This window comes from Paraburkholderia aromaticivorans, from assembly GCF_012689525.1.
GTDB classification, from domain to species: domain Bacteria; phylum Pseudomonadota; class Gammaproteobacteria; order Burkholderiales; family Burkholderiaceae; genus Paraburkholderia; species Paraburkholderia aromaticivorans_A.
In genome coordinates, this window is the sequence record NZ_CP051515.1 from 371,490 (window position 1) to 393,377 (window position 21,888).

Consider the following 21,888-nt stretch of genomic DNA (forward strand, 5'->3'; position numbering starts at 1 on the left):
TTTCGGCCGGCTCAAACAACAATGGATTAGACGCCGGCGAACAGGTCGTTGAACTGCGTGACAAACGCGGCTTCGTTCGGGCCGGGGTTGTTACGCAACGGACGGGCGACTTCGACGATGGCTTCGTCAGCATCCGTGCCGAGTTCATGCATGGTTTGCTCGATGAACGGCGCAAGCGGCATGGCGCGCGGTTCGTTCTTGCTGTCGAGCAAGTCGGTTTGCACCCACGGCGGCGCGATTTCGACGACGCGCACCGACGTGTCCTTCAGCTTGTAGCGCAGCGATTGCGTGTACGAATGGATCGCGGCCTTGGTTGACGAGTAGACGCCGGAGATCGCCATCGGCACGAAGCCGAGTACCGACGACACGTTGACGATGGTCGCGTCACCCTGTTGCTTCAGATGCTCGACGAGCGCGCCCGTCAGGCGGATCGGGCCCATCAGATTGGTGGTGAGCGTGGAGACGATCAGCGCGTCGTCGACCGGTTTGCTGAGGTCGTCGATCTGCATGATGCCGGCGTTGTTGATCAGGACGTTCAGCGACGGGTACTGCGCGATCAGTTGCTGTGAGACCGAGGCGATGCTGTGCGGGTCCGTGATATCCAGTTCGACCGACTGCATGCCGGGGTTGGCGGCAATCGTTTCTTCCAGATTCGCCTTGCGGCGGCCGGCGATGATGACCTGATTGCCGAGTTGGTGGAACGCTTCAGCGAGTCCGCGACCGATGCCCGAGCCGCCGCCGGTGATGAGAATAGTGTTGCCTGTGAGCTTCATGATGGGTTTCTCAAAGTGGATTCAAGGTCCGCGTTGTCGTCGGGGTTGGACAGCAACACGCGATGGGAGGAATATGGACGAACGTATTAAACCAATCAAGCGGCTCGACATGAATGCACTATTCCACTTAGACCAACAATGTTAGGGAGGCGGACAGTGCTGCGGCCGCGCCTTTCCATCCGGTTGGTATCTGAACCAGTACGGTTGTATTTTTTTGTCAGAGGGAAGGCGGCCCGCCGTCAGCTTACTGGCGAATCAGTCGCTCGCTTTGCTCAACTCGTGGGCGCGGCGCAGCCGTTCGCGGCTGTTGCTCAGGTGCATGCGCATGGCGGCGCGCGCGTCGTCCGGGTCTTGCCGCTCGATCGCGCGATAGATCATCTGATGCTCGCTGAGCACGTTGCGCAAATGCTCGATATGGTCGAGTTCCGCGATCTCCGCGGAGCCGAGCCGCGTGCGAGGACTCACCGCGCGGCCGAGCTGGCTGAGCACGTCGAAGAAATAGCGATTGCCGCTCGCTCGAGCGATCTGCAAATGAAACTCGATGTCGTGCGCGAGCGTGTCGGTGCTGCCGCGCTCGAGTTCGGACTCGAAACGCTCCAGCGCGCCGCGGATCTGCTTGAGGTTCTGGTCGGTGCGCCGTGCCGCGGCGAGTGCGGCGGAGGCGGCCTCGACGTCGATACGGAATTCGATGATCGCCATCACGTCCAGCATGCTGGAGAGGTCGGCGCCGGGCAACTGCATGGATTTTTCAGTGGCTGGCGCCAGCACGAAGGTGCCGATGCCGTGACGCGTCTCGACCACCTTGGCTGCCTGCAGGCGCGAAATCGCCTCGCGCACCACGGAGCGGCTCACCGACAGTTGCTTCATCATCGCGACTTCGGTGGGAATGCGGTCACCCGGCCTCAGGGTGCCGCGGCGGATTTCATCGGAAAGGGTGGCCACCACCTTCTCAGTTAGGCTGCTCATTTCTGTGGCTGGTTGATTGTTCGGCTGGAAATGCACACGTTGCGCGTGCGAATTGTGGCGTGTGACGCCTCGGTATAGCCATCATAGCGTCTGTCCGGCCTGGAACGATTTGATTCTCGCGTTCTGGATGGATTGCGGGGATGCGGTTCGGTTCCGGCGTGTAAGCCAGAAAGCACAGTAATTTCTGAAGACATCAGACGTCTTATTTAATTCGCCTTTCATTTTGATAAACGTGGCGCCCCGCTTTGGAGCCTCTTCGTAGGCGCGACTGCAGGGTAAACACGGCATTGGAAGCCGGTGTAGAAACACGGTAGACTGTCATCAGACAACGTATCACACGTTTCGGGCCGCGAATCAGCGTGCCTGAACGCGCCGCGTTGCGTTCGATCAGGCTGCCTGAGCGGCCGAAACTGGAGAACATCTTGACCTCTGCGCTCGCCCCGGCCGCTGACCCGCTCGAATCAGCGGTCTCCAAGGTCAAGCGGCACGTGCTGCCGCTGTTTCTGATCATGTTCATCGCGAACTACATCGACCGCGTGAACATCGGCTTCGTCAATTCTCACATGCAGACGGACCTCGGCATCGGCGCCGCGGCATACGGCCTCGGGAGCGGTTTGTTCTTTATCGGCTACGCGCTGTTCGAGGTGCCGTCGAATGTGCTGATGCAGAAGTACGGCGCGCGCGCGTGGCTGACCCGCATCATGGGCACGTGGGGGCTGGTCGCGGCGGCGATGGCGTTCGTCTGGAACGACACTTCGTTCTATGTGTTGCGCTTTCTGCTCGGCGTCGCCGAAGCCGGCTTCTTTCCTGGTGTGGTCTTCTACTTCACGCAGTGGCTGCCGCAGAAGGACCGCGGCAAAGCGGTGGCGGTTTTTCTCGGTGGCTCCGCGCTTGCGTCGGTGTTGTCCGGTCCGATCACTGGCAGCTTGCTGTCGATTCGCGGCTTCGGTTTGCACGGCTGGCAATGGATGTTTCTCGTCGAAGGCGGCTTTTCGATCGTGTTGTGCGGGGTGAGTTGGACGCTGCTGAAGTCGCGTATTCGCGATGCCTCGTGGCTCACCGCTGAAGAGCAGCATGTGCTCGAAACGTCGATCGCGACGGAACAGGCCGAGCGCGAGGCGCACGGCGGCGCGCATCTGCCGGCCATGAAGCTGCTGAAGGACCCGCAGATTCTGCTGTTCTGCTTTCTCTACTTCGCGATTCAATTGACCATCTACGCGGCCACCTTCTGGCTGCCCACGATCATCCGCAAAATGGGCGGTCTGTCCGACTTCCAAGTTGGCATGTTCAACGCGATTCCGTGGCTCATCGCCATGTTCGCGATGTACTGTTTCGCGTTGTTGTCGGCGAAATGGCGCTTCCAGCAAGCGTGGCTCGCCGTGGCGCTCGTCATTGCAGCGTGCGGGCTGTTCGCTTCGACTTCGGGTAATCCGGTGCTGTCGTTTGTGGCGATCTGTTTTTCGGCGATCGGCTTCAAGGCGGCGGCTTCGCTGTTCTGGCCGATTCCGCAGGGTTATCTGGACGCACGTGTGGCCGCGGCGGTGATCGCGCTGATCAACTCGGTCGGCAATCTCGGCGGATTCTTCGCGCCGGCCGCGTTCGGTTATCTGCAGCAGCACACCGGCTCGATTACCGGCGGCCTGTACGGCCTTGCCGTGGCTTCGTTGATCGCGGCGGCGGCCGGCTTCCTGACCCGTAACCGACGCGTGAACCACGACGCGCTGCCGGAATCGCTCCAGCATAAAGTCCACTGACTACACTAACTGACAGAGCCGCCCAGCATGCGTCACGTCATTTCCAGTTTCCGTCCGGTGCCCGTGTCGAGCGCGATCGCACAGCGCCTTGATTTACGCCACCTGGCTCCCTAACTTATCGGGTCCAACATCATGTCCACGAAACCTTCCGAATCGAACGCTACTCCGGTCGTCACTGAACTGCGTGTCGTGCCTGTCGCCGGCCGCGACAGCATGTTGCTCAATCTGAGCGGCGCGCACGGCCCGTTCTTCACGCGCAATATCGTCATTCTGCGCGACAGCGCGGGACACACCGGCGTCGGTGAAGTGCCGGGCGGCGAGAGCATCCGCAAGACTATCGACGACGCGCGTCCGCTCGTCGTCGGTCAGTCGATCGGCAATCTGCAAGCGGTCCTGAACAAGGCGCGTACGCAATTCGCCGACCGCGACGCGGGCGGCCGCGGTTTGCAGACCTTCGATCTGCGCACCACCATTCACGCCGTGACCGCGCTCGAAGCCGCGCTGCTCGATCTGCTCGGTCAGCATCTCGGCGTGCCCGTCGCCGCATTGCTCGGCGAAGGCCAGCAACGCGACGAAGTGGAAATGCTCGGCTATCTGTTCTATATCGGCGACCGCAAGAAGACCGACCTGGAATACGCGAGCGGTGCCGATGGCCGCGACGACTGGGATCGTGTGCGCACCGAAGAAGCCATGACGCCCGAGGCCGTCGTGCGTCTGGCCGAAGCCGCACAAGCGCGCTACGGCTTCAACGACTTCAAGCTCAAAGGTGGCGTGCTGTCCGGCGACGCCGAGATCGAAGCCGTCACCGCACTCGCCGAACGTTTCCCGAGGGCCCGCGTCACGCTGGACCCGAACGGCGCCTGGTCGCTCGTGGAAGCGGTGCGCCTGTGCCGCGACCAGCACGACGTGCTCGCCTATGCGGAAGATCCATGCGGCGCCGAAAACGGTTATTCGGGACGCGAGGTGATGGCCGAATTCCGTCGCGCCACCGGCTTGCCGACGGCGACCAACATGATCGCCACCGACTGGCGCCAGATGGGTCACGCGATCCAGTTGCAGTCCGTGGATATTCCGCTTGCCGACCCGCACTTCTGGACCATGCAAGGCTCGGTGCGCGTCGCGCAGATGTGCAATGACTGGGGTCTCACGTGGGGCTCGCACTCGAACAATCACTTCGACATTTCGCTCGCGATGTTCACGCACGTGGCGGCCGCCGCGCCCGGCAAGATCACGGCAATCGACACGCACTGGATCTGGCAGGACGGCCAGCGTCTGACGCTCGAGCCGCTGCAGATCGTCGGCGGCAAGGTCAAGGTGCCGCAGGCCGCGGGGCTCGGTATCGAACTCGACATGGATGAGATCGAGAAGGCGCACGCGCTTTATCAGCAACACGGCCTGGGCGCGCGCGACGACGGCGTGGCCATGCAATACCTGATTCCGAACTGGAAGTTCGACAACAAGCGCCCGTGTCTGGTGCGCTGAACCGATCGATGATCCGGGTAACCGCGCGCGCTCACCACACTTGATGCTATTCAAGCCAATCACGCTATTACGCCATGACTTCACCTCAAGAACTCAAAGCCATCGTTTCCTAAGGGCTGCTGTCCTTTCCCGTGACCGACTTCGACGCGCACGGCGAGTTTCGCGCCGACACCTATGCGAAGCGTCTCGAATGGCTCGCGCCCTACGGCGCGACCGCGCTGTTCGCCGTGGGCGGCACGGGCGAATTCTTTTCGCTGACGAAAAGCGACTACACGAACGTAATCCGCACGGCGACCGAGACCTGCCGAGGCAAGGTGCCGATTCTCGCGGGCGCGGGCGGCCCGACACGCGTGGCGATCGAGTATGCGCAGGAAGCCGAACGTCTCGGCGCCAGCGGCGTGCTGCTGATGCCGCATTATCTGACGGAGGCGTCGCAGGAAGGTATCGCGGCGCACGTCGAACAGGTGTGCAAGGCCGTGCCGAACGTCGGCGTGATCGTCTACAACCGGGCGAATTCGAAGCTGAACGCGGACATGCTCGAACGTCTCGCGGACCGCTGCCCGAACCTGATCGGCTTCAAGGATGGCGTGGGCGAGATCGAAGCGATGGTGACGATTCGCCGTCGCCTCGGCGACCGTTTCTCGTACCTTGGCGGACTGCCGACCGCCGAAGTCTACGCGGCGGCTTATAAAGCGCTGGGCGTGCCGGTGTATTCGTCGGCGGTGTTCAACTTCATTCCGAAGACGGCGATGGACTTTTACCGCGCGGTCGCTGCTGACGATCACAGTACGCAAGCCAGGCTGCTCGACGAATTCTTCCTGCCGTATCTGGCGATCCGGAATCGTCGCGCGGGTTACGCGGTGAGCATCGTGAAGGCGGGCGCGAGGCTGGTGGGCCACGACGCCGGTCCGGTACGCGCACCGCTGACCGATTTGACTGAGGAAGAGATGGCGCAACTCGATGCGCTGATCAGGAAGCTCGGCGCGCAGTAAGGGGGCGCGGGATTTCTGCCAATACAACGCCGCGATGTTTGTGCGGCGTTCGTCTTAACGGTTGGAACCGACCGCTGTGATTCCAACGCAATGACGGCGGCCGGCAGAGTCTCCACGCGGCATGCGCTGAGACCCGATCACCACCTTCAACTCTTGCGAAACACCACGTGCGAAATCCGCTGCACCAGCAGCGCGGCCGCCAACGCCGCGACCGCCGTCAGCCACACGCCGATATGAATCGACTGCACCAGCGCATCACGCGCCGTGTCGATCAGCGCGAGCGTATTGAGCCCTGACGGCTTCATATCCGCGATCAGCTTCAGACGCGACGCTTCGTCGATAAGAATCCGCAGGTCGACGAAGCGCGGCCGCCATTGCGACGCGGCCGGCTCGCCGAGCACGCTCATCGTGCGCGTGACCACGTCGCGGTAATGATGCTGCACGACGGTCGCGACAATGCTCGTGCCCAGCATCCCGCCCACCATGCGCGTGGATTGCAGCAGCGCTGTCGTGATGCCGAAGCGCTCGCGCCCGGCAATCTCCTGGCCAAACACATTCAGATTGTTGAGGATGAAACCGAGGCCGATGCCGACGGCGGCCATCGGCAATTCGATCCAGACGTGCGGCGTGTCCGGATTCGCGAACGCCAGCGCGATGGCAGCGAACAACAGCAGCGCGAAGCCGATCGACAGGATCTGCGTGGGCTTCTTCATGTGAATCACGATGCGCGTATTGAGCAGACTGCCGAGCGCGATACAGGCGGCAATCGGCGTGGCGAGCAGGCCGGCCTGTTGCGGCGACAAGCCGAAGCCGCCTTGCAGCAGCAGTGGCGCGAAGAAGATCAGCGAGAACATCACGAAGCCGGACAGCATGCCGAGCGTGAATAGCGTGACGAGTTGCGGGTCCTTGAACAGGTCGAGCGGAATAATCGGATGCGTGGCGCGCTTCTCGCAGATCAGTAGCGCGATCGCGCCCACGATCACGCAAGCGGCCAGCGTGAGATTGCCGGCGGTCAGGCCGTCTTTCGGCACGGCTTCGATAAAAGCCTGCAGACCGCCGAGCACGGCGGCAACCAGCGCCGCGCCGAGCCAGTCGATTTTGACTTCGCCTTCGTGCGGACGCCGGAAGCTCGGCAGATGCGCCCAGATGAAATACAGCGCCGCCGCGCCGACCGGCAAATTGATCAGGAAGGTCGAGCGCCAGCCCCAGTGTTCGCTCATCCAGCCGCCGAGCGACGGTCCCGCCGCGGTGCCGATGCCGTACGCGGCGGCCATCACCACTTGCCAGCGCACTCGCGCGCGCGGATCGGGAAACAGATCGGGAATCGAGGCGAATGCCGTGCCGACCATCATGCCGCCGCCGACGCCTTGCAGGCCGCGCGCGATGACGAGAAACAGCATGTCGTTCGCGACGCCGCAGAGCACCGACGCCAACGTGAACGTGATGACCGCGGCGATCACGAAGCGCTTGCGGCCGAAGTAGTCGCCGAGCCGCCCGAACACCGGCACGGTGACCACCGAAGCCAGCAGATACGCGCTGGCGATCCACGCGTAGTACTCAAAGCCGTGCAGCTCGGCGACGATGGAAGGCAGCGCGGTGCTGACGACCGTCTGATCGAGTGCGACCAGCATGTTGACGAGGCCGATGCCGAGCATGGCGAACAGGGCGTTTCGGAAAGGCAGGGCAGTGGCTGTCGGATTCACGGATCTGAGGGGAAAGGCTTTCGAGTGGACGCTGCGCGGCCGGCGCGGGTCAGGGTCTTGACGACGGGTGTCCTCTAGTTGTCTGACCTCTCGGAAAGGATTATACGGGTTTTCCCTTACATAAAACTATTCTCTGGAATTACAGGGCAAAAAAATGCCGTGCGCAGCCGGCACGGCATGATCGGTGGGCGAGGCGGCACCAGGCGTTAGAGTTGCGCGCCGGTCGGCCGGCGTGCGCCGGCAGCTTCAGCCGAAACTGGGGCTTTTGCCGAGCGCCATCGCCATCGCTTGCAGCGCGACGAGATAGCCGTTGGCGCCGAGTCCGCAAATCACACCGGTGGCCGCGCGCGAGATCAGCGAATGGCGATAGGTTTCGTCGCGTTTGTGGATGTTGGTGATGTGCAGTTCGATCAACGGACGCTCGATCAGCTTGACCGCGTCGAAGACCGGCACCGACGCGAACGAAAAACCCGCCGGATTGATGATCACCGCGGCGTCGCGTTCGAACGCTTCCTGCAGCCAGTCGACCATGGTGGCCTCGCTGTTGGTCTGGCGGAACTCGCATTCGAGTTCCAGCCGGACCGCGAGCGCCTCTACCTGCTGCTGGATCTGCGCCAGCGTGGTCGTCCCATACAGATGCGGCTCGCGCTTGCCGAGCATGTTGAGGTTCGAGCCATTCAGTACATATACGAGTTCAGTCATTGTTCGGTCGCCTGTTTGCAAAATTTCGATGATTCAGCGTGACGCCGCGGCGCCGCGCGTATTACGTGCGATGGCTGTTGCTCACGCGCGCCGGCGCAAAGTCCGCTTCGCCCGTGACGGCCGCCGTCGAGTCGGTGCGGTTCATGTCGATGCCGAGGGTTTCGCGCGCCGTCAGGATCATCACGAGCGAAATCACGTTGAAGACCACGCACACGGCGACCACACCCCACGGCGAGCCGTTGCACACGGAGAAAAGCCACACGGCCAGCACCGGCATCGGGCCGCCCGCCACCAGGTTCGCACCGGTATAAGCGAGCGCGGAGCCGGAGTAACGCACGTTGGTCGGAAACGCTTCGGCGAACGCGACCGGCTGAATGCCGCTTTGAAACTGCGTGAAGCCGAGGAAGAAGCCCATCGCCGCGAGCATCGGTACAAAGCTTTTGGCGTCGAGAATCTGGAAGTACACGAAGAGCATCAGCAAGGTTGCGGTCGAACCGATCGCGAGCGCCTTCTTGCGGCCGATCTTGTCGCTCAGCATGCCGCCGGCGAGCGCACCGACGATCGCGCAGACATTGGCGCCCATCAGCAGCAGAAAGCCGGTTTGCTTCGGGATAGCGAGTGTCTTCGTGATGTAGCTGAGCGAGAACACCACGATCAGGTAGAAGATCGCCGCGGGCCCGCAAAAGAACAGCATCCAGCGCAGCACGGTTCTCCAGTGCAGGCGCAATGCATCGCGCAGCGGACTGCCCACATGCACGACTTCCGTTTTACGCAGCGCCACGAAGGCGGGCGTCTCGCTGACTCGCAAGCGGATATACACGCCGACCACCACCAGAATGAAGCTCAGCACGAACGGGATGCGCCAGCCGTACGAATCGAATGCCTGCGCCGACATCGTGGACGACAGCAGAAGCAGCACGCCGTTGGCCATGATCTGACTGAGCGGTGAACACAGGCCCAGCAGCCCGGAGTACTTGCCGCGCCGGTCGGCGCTGGCGTGTTCGATCGCCATCAACTGCGCGCCGGTCGACTCGCCGCCCAGCGCGAAGCCTTGCAGAATGCGCAGCAGCACCAGCAGGACCGGCGCCCATACGCCGATGCTCGCGTAGGTCGGCAGCAGGCCCATCAGCATCGAGGCGAGGCCCATCACCGTGACGGTGCCGAGCATGAGATTGCGTCGCCCGAGCTTGTCGCCCAAATGGCCGCAGATGATCGCGCCGAGCGGCCGCGCCGCGAGCCCCACGCCGAAGGTCGCGAGCGAGGCGAGCAGGGCGGACGTCGAATCCATCGAGGGGAAAAACAGTTTGGGCAAAACCGTGGCGGCCAATGCGCCGTAAAGCGTGAAGTCGAACCACTCGAGCGCGGTGCCGACGGCCGCCGCCGTCACCGCTCGCGTGCGCATCGCGGCATGCGTGCCTTGTTGTGTGTCCTGAATCATGTTGTCTCCTTAACCGTCGCCGCACGGGATGCAGGTCGCAAGCGATGAGCGTCGCCGACCGTTTCCCGCTCTCTTGTCTGATCGATGAACTCGGGGCGCTTTCGACTCGCTGTGCGCGTCACGCCGCCTTGAAACCAAGGTTAGCACCCTTGGGTGGGATGCCGTTCCAGGGTGGAATTTGATCTCATAATGTGCAAAACTGCCCGCGCGAACACTTGAAAGAAGACGGAGACCGATATGCCCGGCGTCACGGAGCGCACCCTCGCGGTACTCGAATTTCTCGCCACGCAAATGGAGGGAACGCCGCTCGCGATGATCGCGGACGAGCTCGATATTCCGCGCAGCGCGTGCCATCGGTTGCTTGTCGATCTGAAGCAATGCGGGTATGTGCGGCAGTTGCGGGAGCATGGCGATTATGTGCTCACCACCAAGCTCGTTGGCCTGGGGCTCGGTTTTCTCGCGACGTCCGGCATTGTCGACATCGCGCAGACGATGCTCGACAGTCTCGCCGAGACATCCGGCGAACTAGTGCGGCTGGCGATCGTGGACGGCGACCGGCTGACGTGGGTCGCCAAGGCGCAGGGCGCGCTGAAGGGTTTGCGCTACGACCCGGATATGGGCATGGACACGATCCTCTCGTGCAGCGCCACGGGCCATGCGTGGATGATGACCATGACCGATGAACGCGCGCTCGAACTCGTCTCGCGGCAGGGCTTCGGGCAGCCGAAACAATACGGTCCCAACGCGCCGACCACGATCAGCGGACTACTGAAGTTCGTACACGCCGCGCGTGAGCGAGGCTACGCGACGATCAACGAAGTCTTTGCCCCTGGCATGACGGCAATGGCCGCGCCCGTGCAGCGGCGCGGCTATCCCGCCATGGGGGTGATCAGTATCGCCGGGCCGCTCGTGCGGCTCGACGAAAAACGCATGGCCAGCCTCGGCTCGACACTGCTTGCGGCCGCTTTGGAACTCGCCGCCGCGAGCCACGCGTCACCTCTTTTCAATCGAGGCCGCTAGCCGCGTGCGGGTATCGCTGGGAATGATGCGCTCCGCCTTCAACCGCTCGAACAGCGCGAAGAAAGCGTCGGGCGTGCTCTGATAATCGAGGAAGCCTGCCTGCCGGCTCTTGGTCATATCCGTGAGCACTTCCATTGGGCGGCCAAGGTCCGCGTCGGTGTGCCACCACGAGGCGAGCTTGCCGATGTCGGCCTCTTTCAGATCGAAGCGAGCGGCGATATCGGACCATGCCTGTCCGGCGTCCTGCATGCGGCCTTCCAGCGGACGTGCTTCGCCATCGAACGGCACGGCTTCGATACCGAAGTAGCCGGCGATTTGCGACCACATCCATTTCCAGCGGAACACGTCGCCGTTGACCACGTTGAAGTCTTCGTTGCGCGCGTTCGCGGACGTAGCGGCCCACTCCAGGTGACGCGCCAGCAGTCGCGCGTCGGTCATGTCGGTGAGGCCGTTCCATTGCGCCGCCGAGCCAGGGAAGACAAACGGCTGGCCGGTCTGCTTGCAGAGCGTTGCGTAGACGGCGAGCGTCACGCCCATGTTCATCGCGTTGCCGAGCGCAAAGCCGATGATCGTATGCGGACGATGCACGCTCCAACTGAAACCGTGGCGTTGCGCGGCATCGAATAAACGGTCTTCCTGCTCGTAGTAAAAGTTGTCGACCGGCTGGCGGCCCTGTTCCTCGCGAAACGGTGTGATCGGCACGGCGCCGGTCGCATACGCTTCGAACGGACCGAGGTAATGCTTGAGTCCTGTCACGAGCGCGGCATGCTCGAGCGTGCCGGACGGACCGACGGCGTCCATCACGTGACGCACCATCGCGCCGTTCACACGAATGTTGTCTTTCTCCGTGGCCTGGCGCGACCATGCGGTGAGGAACACGTGGCTGAATGCCTTGTCGGCGAGTGCCTCGCTGACGGAGTCGGCCGATTGCAGGTCGGCCGTAATCGATTCGATTGCCGGCGACACCGGCGTGCGCCCGCGCGAAAGTCCGGCGACGTGCCAGCCATTCGAAAGCAGCTGGTCCGCGAGATTGCCGCCGACAATGCCGCTCGCGCCGATGATGAGTGCTCGTTTTTCCATGGAAGTAAAGTCAGTAGAGGAATGCCTGTCGACGCGGATCGGTTCTGCGACCGGCTTTGATCCGCGGGCTCAATGTGTTCGTGTCGACCAGAGTTGGCGCTTTAGCGCCTTACTCTGGTCCCATGCACAGCGGTCGACCAGAGTTGGCGCTTTAGCGCCTTACTCTGGTCCCATGCAAGACGGTTGCTGCGATAGGAAAGTGACTCGCGTCACGCGGATCGGTTCAGCACAAAGTCGAATTCGAGCGTGCTGAACGGCGTAGTCATGGACGTACCGTCCGGCGCCGTGCCTGCCTCATGGCGTTTCCACTGTGCGACGAGCGAAGAGCGAACGCCGAACACGGCGTCCGAATCGAGGTATTGGTCGCCTTCGCGGAACACGTGGGTCACGAGGCGCTCGTAGCCGGGCGCCGTGATCATGAAATGCAGATGAGCCGGACGCCACGGATGCCGGCCGAGCGCTGCGAGCATGCGCCCGACCGGTCCGTCGTGGGGAATCGGATAAGGCTCGGCGACGATGGAACGGAAGTGATAGCGCCCGTCGACGAGACTATGGAGCACGCCTCTGGCTCGATGCGTGTCGTCGCCGGCGTGTTGCACATCGTAGAAGCCGTCCGCGTCGGCTTGCCAGATTTCGATGCGCGCGTTGGCCACAGCTTCGCCGTCCGGTCCCTTGACGCTTCCCGACACGAAGCAGGGTTCGCCGCGCGCGCCGTTGGACACGTCGTCGCCGTTTCGATAGGCGGGCGCGCCTTCGACGAAAAACGGCCCGAATACCGTCGCTTCCGTGCAGCCCGGCGGCTTGCGGTTCGCCATCGCCGTGACGAGCATCGACAAGCCGAGCGTGTCCGAGAGCAGGATGAATTCCTGGCGCTTGTCGTCGGTGATATGGCCGACGTCGGTCAGGAAACGAATGCCCTGTTCCCATTCGCTCTCGGTCAGGTTCACTTCGCGCGCGAACGCATGCAGATGTCGCACGAGGCTCGTGACGATGGTTTTCAGCCGCTCGTCGCCTGCGTGCGCGTGGCGCGCCAGAACCGCTTCCGTGATCGTGTTTTCGTCGAGATTGCGCATGACCGTGGTGTCTCCTTCCTGTCGGTCATGCGATTATCGGCTTGTTTGGAAGCGGGCGCAGGCAAGCGGATTACGCCGCGCGCCGTTCAGATTAGCAGCTGACGTTCAGTGGTTATTCCACCATTCGGTGGCTTTCTGTTTATCCCAGGCCGGCAGCACTTCACGATCGATCGACGCGTTGGTCAATGCCGGGAAGTCCTTTTTGAATGCCGTCACGTCGTCGTCGAAGTGGTCGGTCACGCTGATGTCCCATGTGCCGCCGCTGAAACCGGCGACCGCCTGATCGACCAGCGGAATGACCGGTCCCGCGCGCAATTCACCGTCTTTACGTTCGACGATCGTGGCGTCGATATGGCCGAGATACACGATCGAATTCGGCTTGATGTCGACGACTTCGTGAAGCGGCGTAAAGAACATGCCGTGGAACGGGAATATGCCGCTTTGACCGGTAATGCCGCGCATCACATATTTGCCTGGCGCCAATGGAAGGCGAATGAAATAGTGATTGCCCGTGTCGCTCGTCGTGGTGGCCTGATCGTCGAATTTGAAATTCAAACGGTCTTCCCGCGAGTCTGCCGCGCCGCGCTCCATATTCACCACGATAGGGCTCGGCTGGTAACTGGTGTGATAAGCGTTCTTGAGTGTCACCGTCATTAACGCGTACGAGTTTTTCGTGGTGTCGACCGAATTCGACGATGTGTCGGCGACATGGTGGAAACAGTCGCGCAGCCTGAAGTCAATAGCGTGCCGGCAATGGCAAAGAGTGCGAAGTGCTTTTTCATTACGGATTGAAGGGAGTGTGGTTTGTATTTCTGCTAAAAATTAGCGTTGGTTATGCGGCGTGAATGATGTGGCACACGGCGCATGCCGGGTATACGACAGCGCAAGAGAAAAACTTGAGCGTGTGGTTAATTGATGGCTTTTGAAACTCCGACAGTCAATCCGCTTATTCAAAAGCAGCAGTGCGTTGAATCGGGCAACCAATTGCCTGATCGCCCGATTCAACCGCTCAGCTTTTCGCCCATACCGCCGCCATATCTACCGCGAAGTCCCGATAAGATCGCGGCTGCCGGCCGAGCAGCGTCGCGAGATGATCGATTTGCGCTTGCGATGCGACCGCGCCGTCCTGCTGATAGCGGCCCATCATCAAACGCATGTCGTAAGCGAGCCAGGCCGGAGCGGCTGCCTTCAAACGCTGTTCAAGCACGTCGAGGTCGTCGCCGCCGTAGCGCACGGTGCGTCCCAGCGCTTCAGCCCAGATCGACACCACGGTTTCCGACGTGATCGCGTCGGGCCCGACCAGTTCATACGTCTCGCGCGGCAAGCGGCTTGCGGCCCGCTCGCGGCGCAGCAGTTCGCGTGCGGCGGCCTCGCCGATATCGCGCACGTCGACCATCGAAATACCTTTGGCGCCGATCGGCATGCCGTACACGCCATGCGTCAGCAGCGGCTCTTTCTGGCGCACATCGTTCTGGATGAAATACGCGGGACGCAACACGGTGGCCGGCAGATCGCAATGTTCGATCATGCGCTCGACCGTGTGCTTTCCGGTGAAGTGCGGTACGTCGACATACTCGGCGCCCTTGAACACCGACAGATACACCACGCCCTTCACGCCGGCTTCGCGCGCCACGCTCAGAGTCTGCAACGCCTGTGTCAGTTCGTCCGGGGCGTTGGGTGCGAGCAGGAACAGCGTGCTGACGCCGTTCATCGCGCGGCGCAATCCGTCCACGTCGGACAGGTCGCCCTGGACCGCGGCGACGCCGTCCGGGAATTGCGCTTTCGCCGGCGTGCGAGTCAGCGCGCGAACTTGCGTGCCGCTGCCGCTTAGATGTTCGAGAACCTGCTTCCCAACTACGCCCGTGCTGCCGGTTACGAGGATTGCCATGACTTTTCTCCTTCGGGTTGGATGGGCTGGAAGTCAGCCCGTAGACACACAATAGATGTTCCATTTAAGAAGCGAAAGTGCAAAAATCCAGACATCTCGTCTCATATTTGGAACGATCATGGATTTGACATCACTGGCCGATTTCAATGCGGTTGCGCTGCACGGCGGCTTCGGCCCGGCCAGCCGGGCGCTGGACCGCCCCAAGGCGACGCTGTCGCGGCGCGTGGCGGAACTGGAGGAAACGCTTGGTGTGCGGCTGATCGAGCGAGGCTCGCGCACGCTGCGGCTGACCGAAGAAGGTCTCGTGCTGCACGAGCGCACGCGGGGGTTGATGGCCGAGATTCTGGAGGCGGGTGAGGCGGTGGCGTCACGCGCGCCAGTGCCGCGCGGACGATTGCGGATCAGCGCGCCGGTCGTGTTCGCGCACGTGGTGCTGGTTCGGATCGCGACACGTTTTGCGTTGGCCTATCCGCAGGTCGAGCTCGAGGTGATTGCGGAGGACCGCGTCGTCGATCCGGTGGAGGACGGCTACGACCTGGTGATCCGCATCGATCCGCCGCGCGACGAGCAACTCGTGGGACGGCGCATTCTCGGCGACGAACGGCTCGTGGTCGCGGCGCCCACGATGTCGATACCTTCCAGGACCGCCGGCGACGCTGCCGCGTTGGCGGTGCCTGCGGTCGTGTTGGCTGCGGCATCGGCGGGTGCGATCTGGAGCGTACGCACGGAAGGCGGTCTGAGGTCGCTCTCGCCGACGCCGGTGCTGCGGCTCTCATCGCTGCTGATGGTGCGCGACGCTGTGCTCGATGGGGTGGGCGCGGCGCTGTTGCCCAAGTTGCTGGTCGAGCAGGACGTGGCGGCAGGGCGGCTCGTTTGCTGGGGCGCGGAAGATGGGCCGCCGGTTGAGATATGGGCGCTGTACAACTCGCGGCGTCTGCTGAGCGCCAAGGTGCGGGCGTTTATGGATATGTTGCAGGACTTGCCGGGACGCGAGCGGAAGACGGGGTAACGGGGTGCCGACCACGGTTTGCATGCCGAATCGGCGCCCAGCCACAACTTCACTTAGGCCGCCGCACCGCCCGCACCTTGCCGCTGCTTCCGCCGCCGCAAAAGAACCGATCGGCGCCATCGGACTCAAGTCCCGACACGCTGACCCCGGACGGCATCTCCAGCCGCTCCTGAACTTCGCCGGTGCGCGGATCGATGCGCCGCAATTCGCTTTCATCGCCCTCCCACGTGCCGTGCCAAAGCTCACCGTCGACCCAGGTGACGCCGGTCACGAAGCGATTGGACTCGATGGTGCGCAGAATCGCCCCCGTCTGCGGATCGACTTGATGGATCTTGCGCTCCCGATACTGTCCGACCCACAGGGTCCCTTCGGCCCACGCAAGTCCCGAGTCCGCACCGCCGCCCGGCGCAGGAATCGTGGCGAGCACTCGGCCGGTTTTGGGATCGATCTTCTGGATACGGTCCTCGGCAATCTGGAACAGATGCTGGCCGTCGAAGGCCGTACCCGCGTGCGCGGCGACATCGATCGAGCGGACTGTCTTGCCGCTCTCCGGATCGAGCGCGTTCAACGCGTCGCCCGTCGCGAACCAGACGTGCTGGCCGTCGTACGTCACGCCATGCACGTGTTCTATGCCCGCAAAAGGTCCGTACTCGTTGATGATTTCGGCGGCTGATCGTTTCATGACTTGTCCCTCGTGGTTTTCGTGTTGCCATCCTAATCAATCGGCAACGGAGCGGGGAGTAACAAGGTCGTCGTGAATCCGGGCATGGGCGGAGTCATCCAGCGACGCGCGCGCCCTCGGCCCAGCGACTGCACCTTGTCTTGCGCCGCGAGCGTATCGAGGGTCCGCTGCACGGTGCGCTGGCTCGCGCCGAGCGCGAGCGCGAGGGCCGAACTCGACCACGACTCGCCGTCCGCGAGCAAGGCAAGCACGGGCGCATGTTTGTCCTCGACAGGCCGCGCCAGCACGACCACCTCTTGCGCGTGTCGCGGCACCAGCGCGAACCCGCGCCGCGTCGCGCTCACGCCGGCCACTGTGCGAAGCACCGAACGCAGCCGCCCGAGTTCGACCCGCAGGCGCGCGCGATGCGATTCGTCGGCGGCCTTGGCCCTGAAGGCTCGCGCGACGAGCACGTCGCGCGATACGTCCTCAGGCCATGCTTCAGCCAGCACGCGGGCGAGCACGAACAACACCGGTCGGCTGGCGAGCGAGATCACCGCGCCCGCGTCGCGCACGACGTGACGGCACGCGTCCACGATCAATGCCTTCGATGCCAGCAGCGCTTCCACCTCGTCGAGCAGCAACGGACGTTCCTCGCCGCGCGCGAGCAGTCGCGCCGCGGGTGTGTTCAGAACGAGCGCGGCGTTGTCGACCTCCGCCGTCAGGGCAGGGATACCCGCAAGACCCGCTGCGCGCCGGGCTCGCTCGAGTGCGGCGCGTGCCGCTTTGGTCTGAAGGCGGCGCAGCGCAACACCGGCCACCACCAGTTCGTGTGCGGTTCGCAATGACGGTGGGAACGGCGTAGGGTCGAGCCCGGCGAGCGCGCGTTCTGCCTCGTCGAGACGCCCGATCAGCAGCAGGCGCCGCACCGCCAGATAGCGCGCATGCGCGGCGTTGAGACGGTCGCCATGGGCTTCGAGCGTGGCGCGTGCGGCTTCCAGGGCCTTGGTGGGCCAGTTCAGATCGCGCGAGACGAGTGCGATCTCGGCCTCGGCGACGACACATCGCGCGCGGGCCACCGGCTCTCGCGCACCGAAGGCACGCGCGGCGCTTCGCAAGAGCGCCTTCGCCCGTACCAGATCGCCGAGTTGCGCCATGGCGATGCCGCGCAGCGCGAGCGCGGGCGCGTCGTCGCGCAAGGCGACGCGATTCAACGCGCCGAGCGGATCACCTGCGGCGAGCGCGCGCGCCGCCGCCGTGACTAGCGAGTCCATGGTCGAGGTGAATCACGCCACACTTGTCACTCCCGTCGTTCGAAGCCCGGGGCTAATCTAGCACGACCCACCCACAGCACTTCGCATAGCGAAGCAAGGAGGCAAGCATGACGACGAAACACAGCATCGGCACACGGGAAGAATGGCTGAGCGCGCGGCTCGAACTGCTCGAAGCGGAAAAGGCGCTCACGCGGCAGAGCGACGAACTGGTCCGGCAGCGACAAGCGCTGCCCTGGGTTCGAATCGACAAGGCGTACCGGTTCGAGACCGATGAAGGCAGCGCCTCGCTGATTGATCTCTTCCGGGGACGCTCGCAGTTGCTCGTCTATCACTTCATGTTCGGCCCCGACTACGCCGCGGGCTGTCCGTCGTGTTCGGCGGTCGCGGACGGGTTCGACGGCTCGGTGGTCCATCTGGCGAATCACGACGTCGCAATGACGGCGGTATCGCGGGCGCCGCTCGCGAAGCTGCAGGCGTACAAGCGGCGTATGGGATGGACGTTTCCGTGGGCGTCGTCGGCGGGCAGCGACTTCAACTTCGACATCAACGTCTCGTTCACTGAGCAGCAGCAGCGCGAAGGATGCGTCGAATACAATTACCAGCGCGGCGGCCATGCAATGGATGCGACACCGGCGCCGGCGCCCGTGGTCGAGTTCGCGACCGCCTGCGGAACCGACGCGCCCACGTATTCACTCGACCGGCCCGGCATGAGCGCGTTCGTGCTCGAAGACGGCGTCGTGTACCACACGTATTCCACTTACGGACGCGGTGTGGACGCACTGTGGGGCATGTATCAGTGGCTCGACCGCGCGCCCAAGGGACGTAACGAAACGGGTGTGTGGTGGCGTCGGCATGACGAGTACGAGAAGCACTGAGGAAACTGCGGGCCGAACGCATTGCGGTAGCTCAGGCTCACTGACTCCCCGCAAAGGGTTTGTCTCTACACATAACATGCACGCGCTTGCCGATAACTGAATCGGGTGGTCGCATTCATGCAACGGCGCGCCGATTCCAATATCGGCACCTCTTGCCATGATGAGACCCGGCTCGATCATTCGATACCGATGTGGGGCGCGTGCATGGTCCGATTCAGTTTTACACAGAAGCTCTGGCTGCCGCTGGTCGTCAGCCTCGTGGCACTTCTCGCCGTGTCGGTGTCGGCGGCTTGGCTGTCGCGGCAGACGCGCATCGAGGAGCGCAAAAACGATCTGGTGAACGTGGCGCATGTCGGGCTCGGCATCGTGACGGAATATGCGGCGCTGGCGCAAAGCGGCGCGCTCAGCGAAGCGGACGCCCGCCGGCAGGCGCTCGAACGGCTGCGCGGCATACGTTACGGCGAGGACGGCTATTTTCTCGTCATCGATTCGACACCGCACATGGTCATGCATGCGATGAAGCCTGCGTTGAACGGCAAGGATCTCGCCGGCACCGCCGATGCCGACGGCCGTCACCACTACGTGACGTTCGCCGCGGTCGCGCAGAAGCCGAACGGCGGCTTCGTCGATTATGTGTTCCCGCATCCGCAGGACCCGCCCGCCGCCGCGGTCGGCAAGATCGGCTACGTCGTGCGTTACGCGCCGTGGGACTGGATCATCGCCACGGGCGCTTACGTGGATGACATCGACGCCGCGTTCAAGGAGTCGCTGTATTTCGTCGGCGGAATCTTTGCCGGCGTCGCGCTGCTGCTGTCCGCGCTTGTCTCGCTGACCAATCGCAGCATCCGGCGCACGATTGGCGGCGACCCGGCCTACGTTGCGCAAGTGGCCGGCGAAATTACCCAGGGCAACCTCGCCATTCCCATCAGCCTCCGTGACGGCGACGAGTCGAGCCTGCTGCATACCATGCACCTTATGCGCGACGCGCTCGCCCACACGATCGAGCAGATCAAGGGCGCAGCCGACAAAGTGGCGACGGGCGCGCGTGAGATTGCTGGCGGCAACACGGATCTGTCGGCGCGCACGGAGAATCAGGCGGCGTCGCTCGAGGAAACCGCGGCGAGCATGGAGCAAATGACGGCAATGGTCCGACAAACGGCGGAGAACGCTCAGACAGCGAGCCGACTGACCGCCGGCGCTGAGCAGATCGTCAATCGTGGCGGCGAGATGGCGGCGCAAGCGGTATCGACGATGCAGGAGATATCGACGGAATCGCACAAGATGGTGGAGATCATCTCGGTCATCGAAGGCATCGCGTTTCAGACCAATATTCTCGCGCTGAACGCGGCGGTGGAAGCGGCCCGGGCCGGCGATGCGGGGCGTGGTTTCGCGGTCGTCGCCGGCGAGGTTCGCACGCTCGCGCAGCGCAGCGCGGCGGCAGCAAAGGAAATCCGCACGCTGATCAGCCGCGCGGTGGACAAGGTCGGGACCGGCGCCGAGTTCGTCGGCCAAACCGGCGCGACGATTCACTCCGCGCGCGAGGCCATTGCGAAAGTGTCGGGCGTCATGCGCGATATCGCGGCGGCGGCCGCCGAGCAAAGCGCCGGCATCAATCAGGTCGGCGACGCCGTCGCGCAGATGGATAGCGTGACCCAGCAAAACGCGGCGCTGGTCGAGCAGGCCGCGGCGGTGGCGCAGACGCTGACTGAACAGGCGAGGCTGCTGCAAGTGTCGATCAGCCAGTTCAACTTGCAGCAGCAGGGTTCCGGCGAGGGAACCGGGCCGTTGCGAGTCCATCGGCCGACAGCGAAAGAAGCGCGCGGATTTGCAGCCGTCGTTTGAACGTTGTGCACCTTAGGCGCGCCAGAACGCTCTGAATTCACAGCGCTGAAAATTGCAAACCGGCTCAGGTCTGTTATGTTGGCTGCTGGACCGTTCAACACCCGTTCACATTCCACTCGTGATGCGGCGGTGGGCGTCCTCATTCCGGAACACACGTTCGACGTGCCTATGGAGGACTGCATCTGGTCGGCGCCGCGAAAACTCTATTCGACAAGCCGCGACGAACGTGCGATCCGGTGGCGCCGGTCGCCGCCTGGAGCCGTCGCGTGGGCTGGCGCGCGGGCGTAGGCGGCGCGGCGCTGTTATTTTGCTTGCACAGCGTGGCGGCCTCCGATGGCGGCGCGGGCACCGTCACGCTGTATGGCGTGCTGGACACCAGCCTCGAAATAACGGACCCGGGGTCCGGCTGGACCCCACGTATGGACTCGGGTGCCTATCGCGGTTCGCGGGTCGGCTTGCGGGGCAGCGAGTCGCTCGGCAACGGCACCGATATCATCTTCACGCTGGAAAACGGCTTTAGCTCGGCCGACGGTACGCTTCAGACTCCGGGTGTTCTATTCAACCGTCAGGCGTGGATCGGCACGCGCAACGGCTGGGGCGAGGTGCGTTTCGGCCGGCAATATTCACCCATCTATATCCCCTTCAAGGGCGACCTCGATGCGTTCGGGGCCGGCACGATCGCGTCCGGACTGAACAACCTGTCGAAGATCACGCCCTACGCCAGCAACGCGATCGCGTATTTCTCGCCGGTCGTCGGCGGCTTCAGCGCGACTGTGATGACGGCCACGCGTGATCCATCGGAGAATGACGGCAACGGCATCGACGGGTATTACGTCACCGCCGCCTATCAGATCGACAACCTCAGGCTGCTATACGCGCGCCAGCAGACCCACGGCGCGGGCTCGCTGCGGGCGAATCTCGGTGGCGCGACCTACGCGATCGACAAGGTGCGTGTGTGGCTCGCGTTCTTCAACGGCGATGGCGGCACGCCGCTCTATCACGGCGCGGGTGGATCGCTGTCGGCTCAGTACAGTCTTTCTCCAGATGCTCGCGCGTCGCTGGGCTATGCGCACGTGCGCGACTATACCGGCGCCGGCGCGAGCGCCGACCAGTTCAGCGTGGCGTTCGAATACAACTTTTCGCGGACTTTGCTGTTCTATTTCAGCGGAGCCTATCTGGCGAATCACGACGATGCCAGCTTCACCCTGCGCGGGGTCAACGTGACCGGGCTACCGGTCGCGTATCCCGGTGCGCCGGTCAAGGGCGTTCAGCTTGGCGTGCTGGAGCGCTTCTGATTTGCGCGATCAGACTACCGCGGATCGTCCGTTGTTATGCCGGCAAGCGGCTGGCGGATGC

Annotated in this window: 19 protein-coding genes; 8 read left to right on the forward strand and 11 right to left on the reverse strand. The window is 63.3% G+C overall.

All coding sequences use genetic code 11. From position 1 onward, the window contains the following. Nucleotides 1–26: 26 nt before the first annotated feature. Together HF916_RS13500 and HF916_RS13505 are read right to left on the reverse strand one after the other, a co-directional pair. Entirely contained in the window at nt 27–773 is a 747-nt protein-coding gene (locus HF916_RS13500) for an SDR family oxidoreductase (protein ID WP_168789449.1), read from the reverse strand. Between the two features lie 255 nt (nt 774–1,028). Next, nucleotides 1,029–1,739 carry a FadR/GntR family transcriptional regulator gene (locus HF916_RS13505; protein WP_168789450.1) on the reverse strand — a complete coding sequence of 237 codons (711 nt, stop codon included), beginning with the start codon at nt 1,737–1,739 and terminating at the stop codon, nt 1,029–1,031. 422 nt (nt 1,740–2,161) lie between these two features. Between HF916_RS13505 and HF916_RS13510 the strand changes: the two genes are divergently transcribed. The 3 genes from HF916_RS13510 to kdgD all read left to right on the forward strand — a co-directional run bounded on the left by HF916_RS13510 (nt 2,162) and on the right by kdgD (nt 5,967). Continuing rightward, nucleotides 2,162–3,493 (forward strand): MFS transporter, encoded by a 1,332-nt coding sequence (locus HF916_RS13510; protein ID WP_168789451.1) that lies wholly within the window; start codon nt 2,162–2,164, stop codon nt 3,491–3,493. Nucleotides 3,494–3,625: 132 nt separating this feature from the next. Next, complete coding sequence (gudD, locus tag HF916_RS13515) at nt 3,626–4,975, forward strand: glucarate dehydratase (protein ID WP_168789452.1); 1,350 nt, start codon at nt 3,626–3,628, stop codon at nt 4,973–4,975. Nucleotides 4,976–5,091: 116 nt separating this feature from the next. Then, nucleotides 5,092–5,967, forward strand: a complete 876-nt coding sequence (gene kdgD, locus HF916_RS13520) for a 5-dehydro-4-deoxyglucarate dehydratase (protein ID WP_240975637.1) — start codon at nt 5,092–5,094, stop codon at nt 5,965–5,967. A gap of 146 nt (nt 5,968–6,113) precedes the next feature. Here kdgD and HF916_RS13525 read toward each other — a convergent pair whose 3' ends face one another. The 3 genes from HF916_RS13525 to HF916_RS13535 form a co-directional block, all read right to left on the reverse strand. Further along, the gene (locus tag HF916_RS13525; protein ID WP_168791986.1) at nt 6,114–7,622 is read right to left on the reverse strand and encodes an MFS transporter; all 1,509 of its coding nucleotides are present in this window, start codon (nt 7,620–7,622) and stop codon (nt 6,114–6,116) included. Nucleotides 7,623–7,916: 294 nt separating this feature from the next. Then, a complete protein-coding gene (locus HF916_RS13530) occupies nt 7,917–8,372 on the reverse strand; it encodes a type II 3-dehydroquinate dehydratase (RefSeq protein ID WP_168789453.1) in 456 nt (151 codons plus the stop codon). 61 nt (nt 8,373–8,433) lie between these two features. Continuing rightward, nucleotides 8,434–9,810: an MFS transporter gene (locus HF916_RS13535; protein ID WP_168789454.1), complete on the reverse strand. Its 1,377-nt coding sequence runs from the start codon at nt 9,808–9,810 to the stop codon at nt 8,434–8,436. 237 nt (nt 9,811–10,047) lie between these two features. Here HF916_RS13535 and HF916_RS13540 point away from each other — a divergent pair, with 237 nt between their 5' ends. After that, a complete protein-coding gene (locus HF916_RS13540) occupies nt 10,048–10,830 on the forward strand; it encodes an IclR family transcriptional regulator (RefSeq protein ID WP_168789455.1) in 783 nt (260 codons plus the stop codon). Here HF916_RS13540 and HF916_RS13545 read toward each other — a convergent pair. From HF916_RS13545 to HF916_RS13560, 4 genes are all read right to left on the reverse strand, one after another. Continuing rightward, nucleotides 10,804–11,910 (reverse strand): SDR family oxidoreductase, encoded by a 1,107-nt coding sequence (locus HF916_RS13545; protein ID WP_168789456.1) that lies wholly within the window; start codon nt 11,908–11,910, stop codon nt 10,804–10,806. The two genes, HF916_RS13540 and HF916_RS13545, sit on opposite strands and share 27 nt — an antisense overlap. Nucleotides 11,911–12,119: 209 nt before the next feature. Continuing rightward, the gene (locus HF916_RS13550) at nt 12,120–12,983 is read right to left on the reverse strand and encodes an intradiol ring-cleavage dioxygenase (RefSeq protein WP_168789457.1); all 864 of its coding nucleotides are present in this window, start codon (nt 12,981–12,983) and stop codon (nt 12,120–12,122) included. A 105-nt stretch (nt 12,984–13,088) separates the two neighbouring features. Further along, complete coding sequence (locus tag HF916_RS13555) at nt 13,089–13,637, reverse strand: hypothetical protein (protein WP_240975535.1); 549 nt, start codon at nt 13,635–13,637, stop codon at nt 13,089–13,091. Nucleotides 13,638–13,992: 355 nt separating this feature from the next. Beyond that, nucleotides 13,993–14,871, reverse strand: coding sequence for an SDR family oxidoreductase (locus HF916_RS13560; protein WP_168789458.1), 879 nt, complete (start codon nt 14,869–14,871; stop codon nt 13,993–13,995). 118 nt (nt 14,872–14,989) lie between these two features. On the opposite strand from HF916_RS13560, the gene HF916_RS13565 reads away from it, so the two are divergent. Further along, complete coding sequence (locus tag HF916_RS13565) at nt 14,990–15,880, forward strand: LysR family transcriptional regulator (protein WP_168789459.1); 891 nt, start codon at nt 14,990–14,992, stop codon at nt 15,878–15,880. Nucleotides 15,881–15,929: 49 nt separating this feature from the next. On the opposite strand, the gene HF916_RS13570 is transcribed toward HF916_RS13565, so the two are convergent. Then, a complete protein-coding gene (locus HF916_RS13570; protein WP_168789460.1) occupies nt 15,930–16,562 on the reverse strand; it encodes a Vgb family protein in 633 nt (210 codons plus the stop codon). A 32-nt stretch (nt 16,563–16,594) separates the two neighbouring features. Continuing rightward, a complete protein-coding gene (locus HF916_RS13575) occupies nt 16,595–17,815 on the reverse strand; it encodes a helix-turn-helix domain-containing protein (RefSeq protein ID WP_168789461.1) in 1,221 nt (406 codons plus the stop codon). Between the two features lie 107 nt (nt 17,816–17,922). Between HF916_RS13575 and HF916_RS13580 the strand changes: the two genes are divergently transcribed. From HF916_RS13580 to HF916_RS13590, 3 genes are all read left to right on the forward strand, one after another. After that, complete coding sequence (locus HF916_RS13580) at nt 17,923–18,690, forward strand: DUF899 domain-containing protein (RefSeq protein WP_168789462.1); 768 nt, start codon at nt 17,923–17,925, stop codon at nt 18,688–18,690. Nucleotides 18,691–18,894: 204 nt separating this feature from the next. Continuing rightward, the gene (locus HF916_RS13585) at nt 18,895–20,532 is read left to right on the forward strand and encodes a methyl-accepting chemotaxis protein (RefSeq protein WP_168789463.1); all 1,638 of its coding nucleotides are present in this window, start codon (nt 18,895–18,897) and stop codon (nt 20,530–20,532) included. Between the two features lie 266 nt (nt 20,533–20,798). Continuing rightward, nucleotides 20,799–21,827, forward strand: coding sequence for a porin (locus HF916_RS13590; protein ID WP_240975536.1), 1,029 nt, complete (start codon nt 20,799–20,801; stop codon nt 21,825–21,827). Nucleotides 21,828–21,888: the final 61 nt, after the last annotated feature.

Coding starts and splice junctions, on each gene's coding strand:
- HF916_RS13555 (WP_240975535.1), bottom strand. CDS start 13,637: ATGACGGTGACACTCAAGAACGCTTATCACACCAGTTACCAGCCGAGC.
- HF916_RS13540 (WP_168789455.1), top strand. CDS start 10,048: ATGCCCGGCGTCACGGAGCGCACCCTCGCGGTACTCGAATTTCTCGCC.
- HF916_RS13505 (WP_168789450.1), bottom strand. CDS start 1,739: ATGAGCAGCCTAACTGAGAAGGTGGTGGCCACCCTTTCCGATGAAATC.
- HF916_RS13500 (WP_168789449.1), bottom strand. CDS start 773: ATGAAGCTCACAGGCAACACTATTCTCATCACCGGCGGCGGCTCGGGC.
- HF916_RS13570 (WP_168789460.1), bottom strand. CDS start 16,562: ATGAAACGATCAGCCGCCGAAATCATCAACGAGTACGGACCTTTTGCG.
- HF916_RS13585 (WP_168789463.1), top strand. CDS start 18,895: ATGGTCCGATTCAGTTTTACACAGAAGCTCTGGCTGCCGCTGGTCGTC.
- HF916_RS13575 (WP_168789461.1), bottom strand. CDS start 17,815: ATGGACTCGCTAGTCACGGCGGCGGCGCGCGCGCTCGCCGCAGGTGAT.
- HF916_RS13565 (WP_168789459.1), top strand. CDS start 14,990: ATGGATTTGACATCACTGGCCGATTTCAATGCGGTTGCGCTGCACGGC.
- HF916_RS13530 (WP_168789453.1), bottom strand. CDS start 8,372: ATGACTGAACTCGTATATGTACTGAATGGCTCGAACCTCAACATGCTC.
- gudD (WP_168789452.1), top strand. CDS start 3,626: ATGTCCACGAAACCTTCCGAATCGAACGCTACTCCGGTCGTCACTGAA.
- HF916_RS13535 (WP_168789454.1), bottom strand. CDS start 9,810: ATGATTCAGGACACACAACAAGGCACGCATGCCGCGATGCGCACGCGA.
- HF916_RS13545 (WP_168789456.1), bottom strand. CDS start 11,910: ATGGAAAAACGAGCACTCATCATCGGCGCGAGCGGCATTGTCGGCGGC.
- HF916_RS13525 (WP_168791986.1), bottom strand. CDS start 7,622: ATGCTCGGCATCGGCCTCGTCAACATGCTGGTCGCACTCGATCAGACG.
- HF916_RS13580 (WP_168789462.1), top strand. CDS start 17,923: ATGACGACGAAACACAGCATCGGCACACGGGAAGAATGGCTGAGCGCG.
- HF916_RS13560 (WP_168789458.1), bottom strand. CDS start 14,871: ATGGCAATCCTCGTAACCGGCAGCACGGGCGTAGTTGGGAAGCAGGTT.
- HF916_RS13550 (WP_168789457.1), bottom strand. CDS start 12,983: ATGCGCAATCTCGACGAAAACACGATCACGGAAGCGGTTCTGGCGCGC.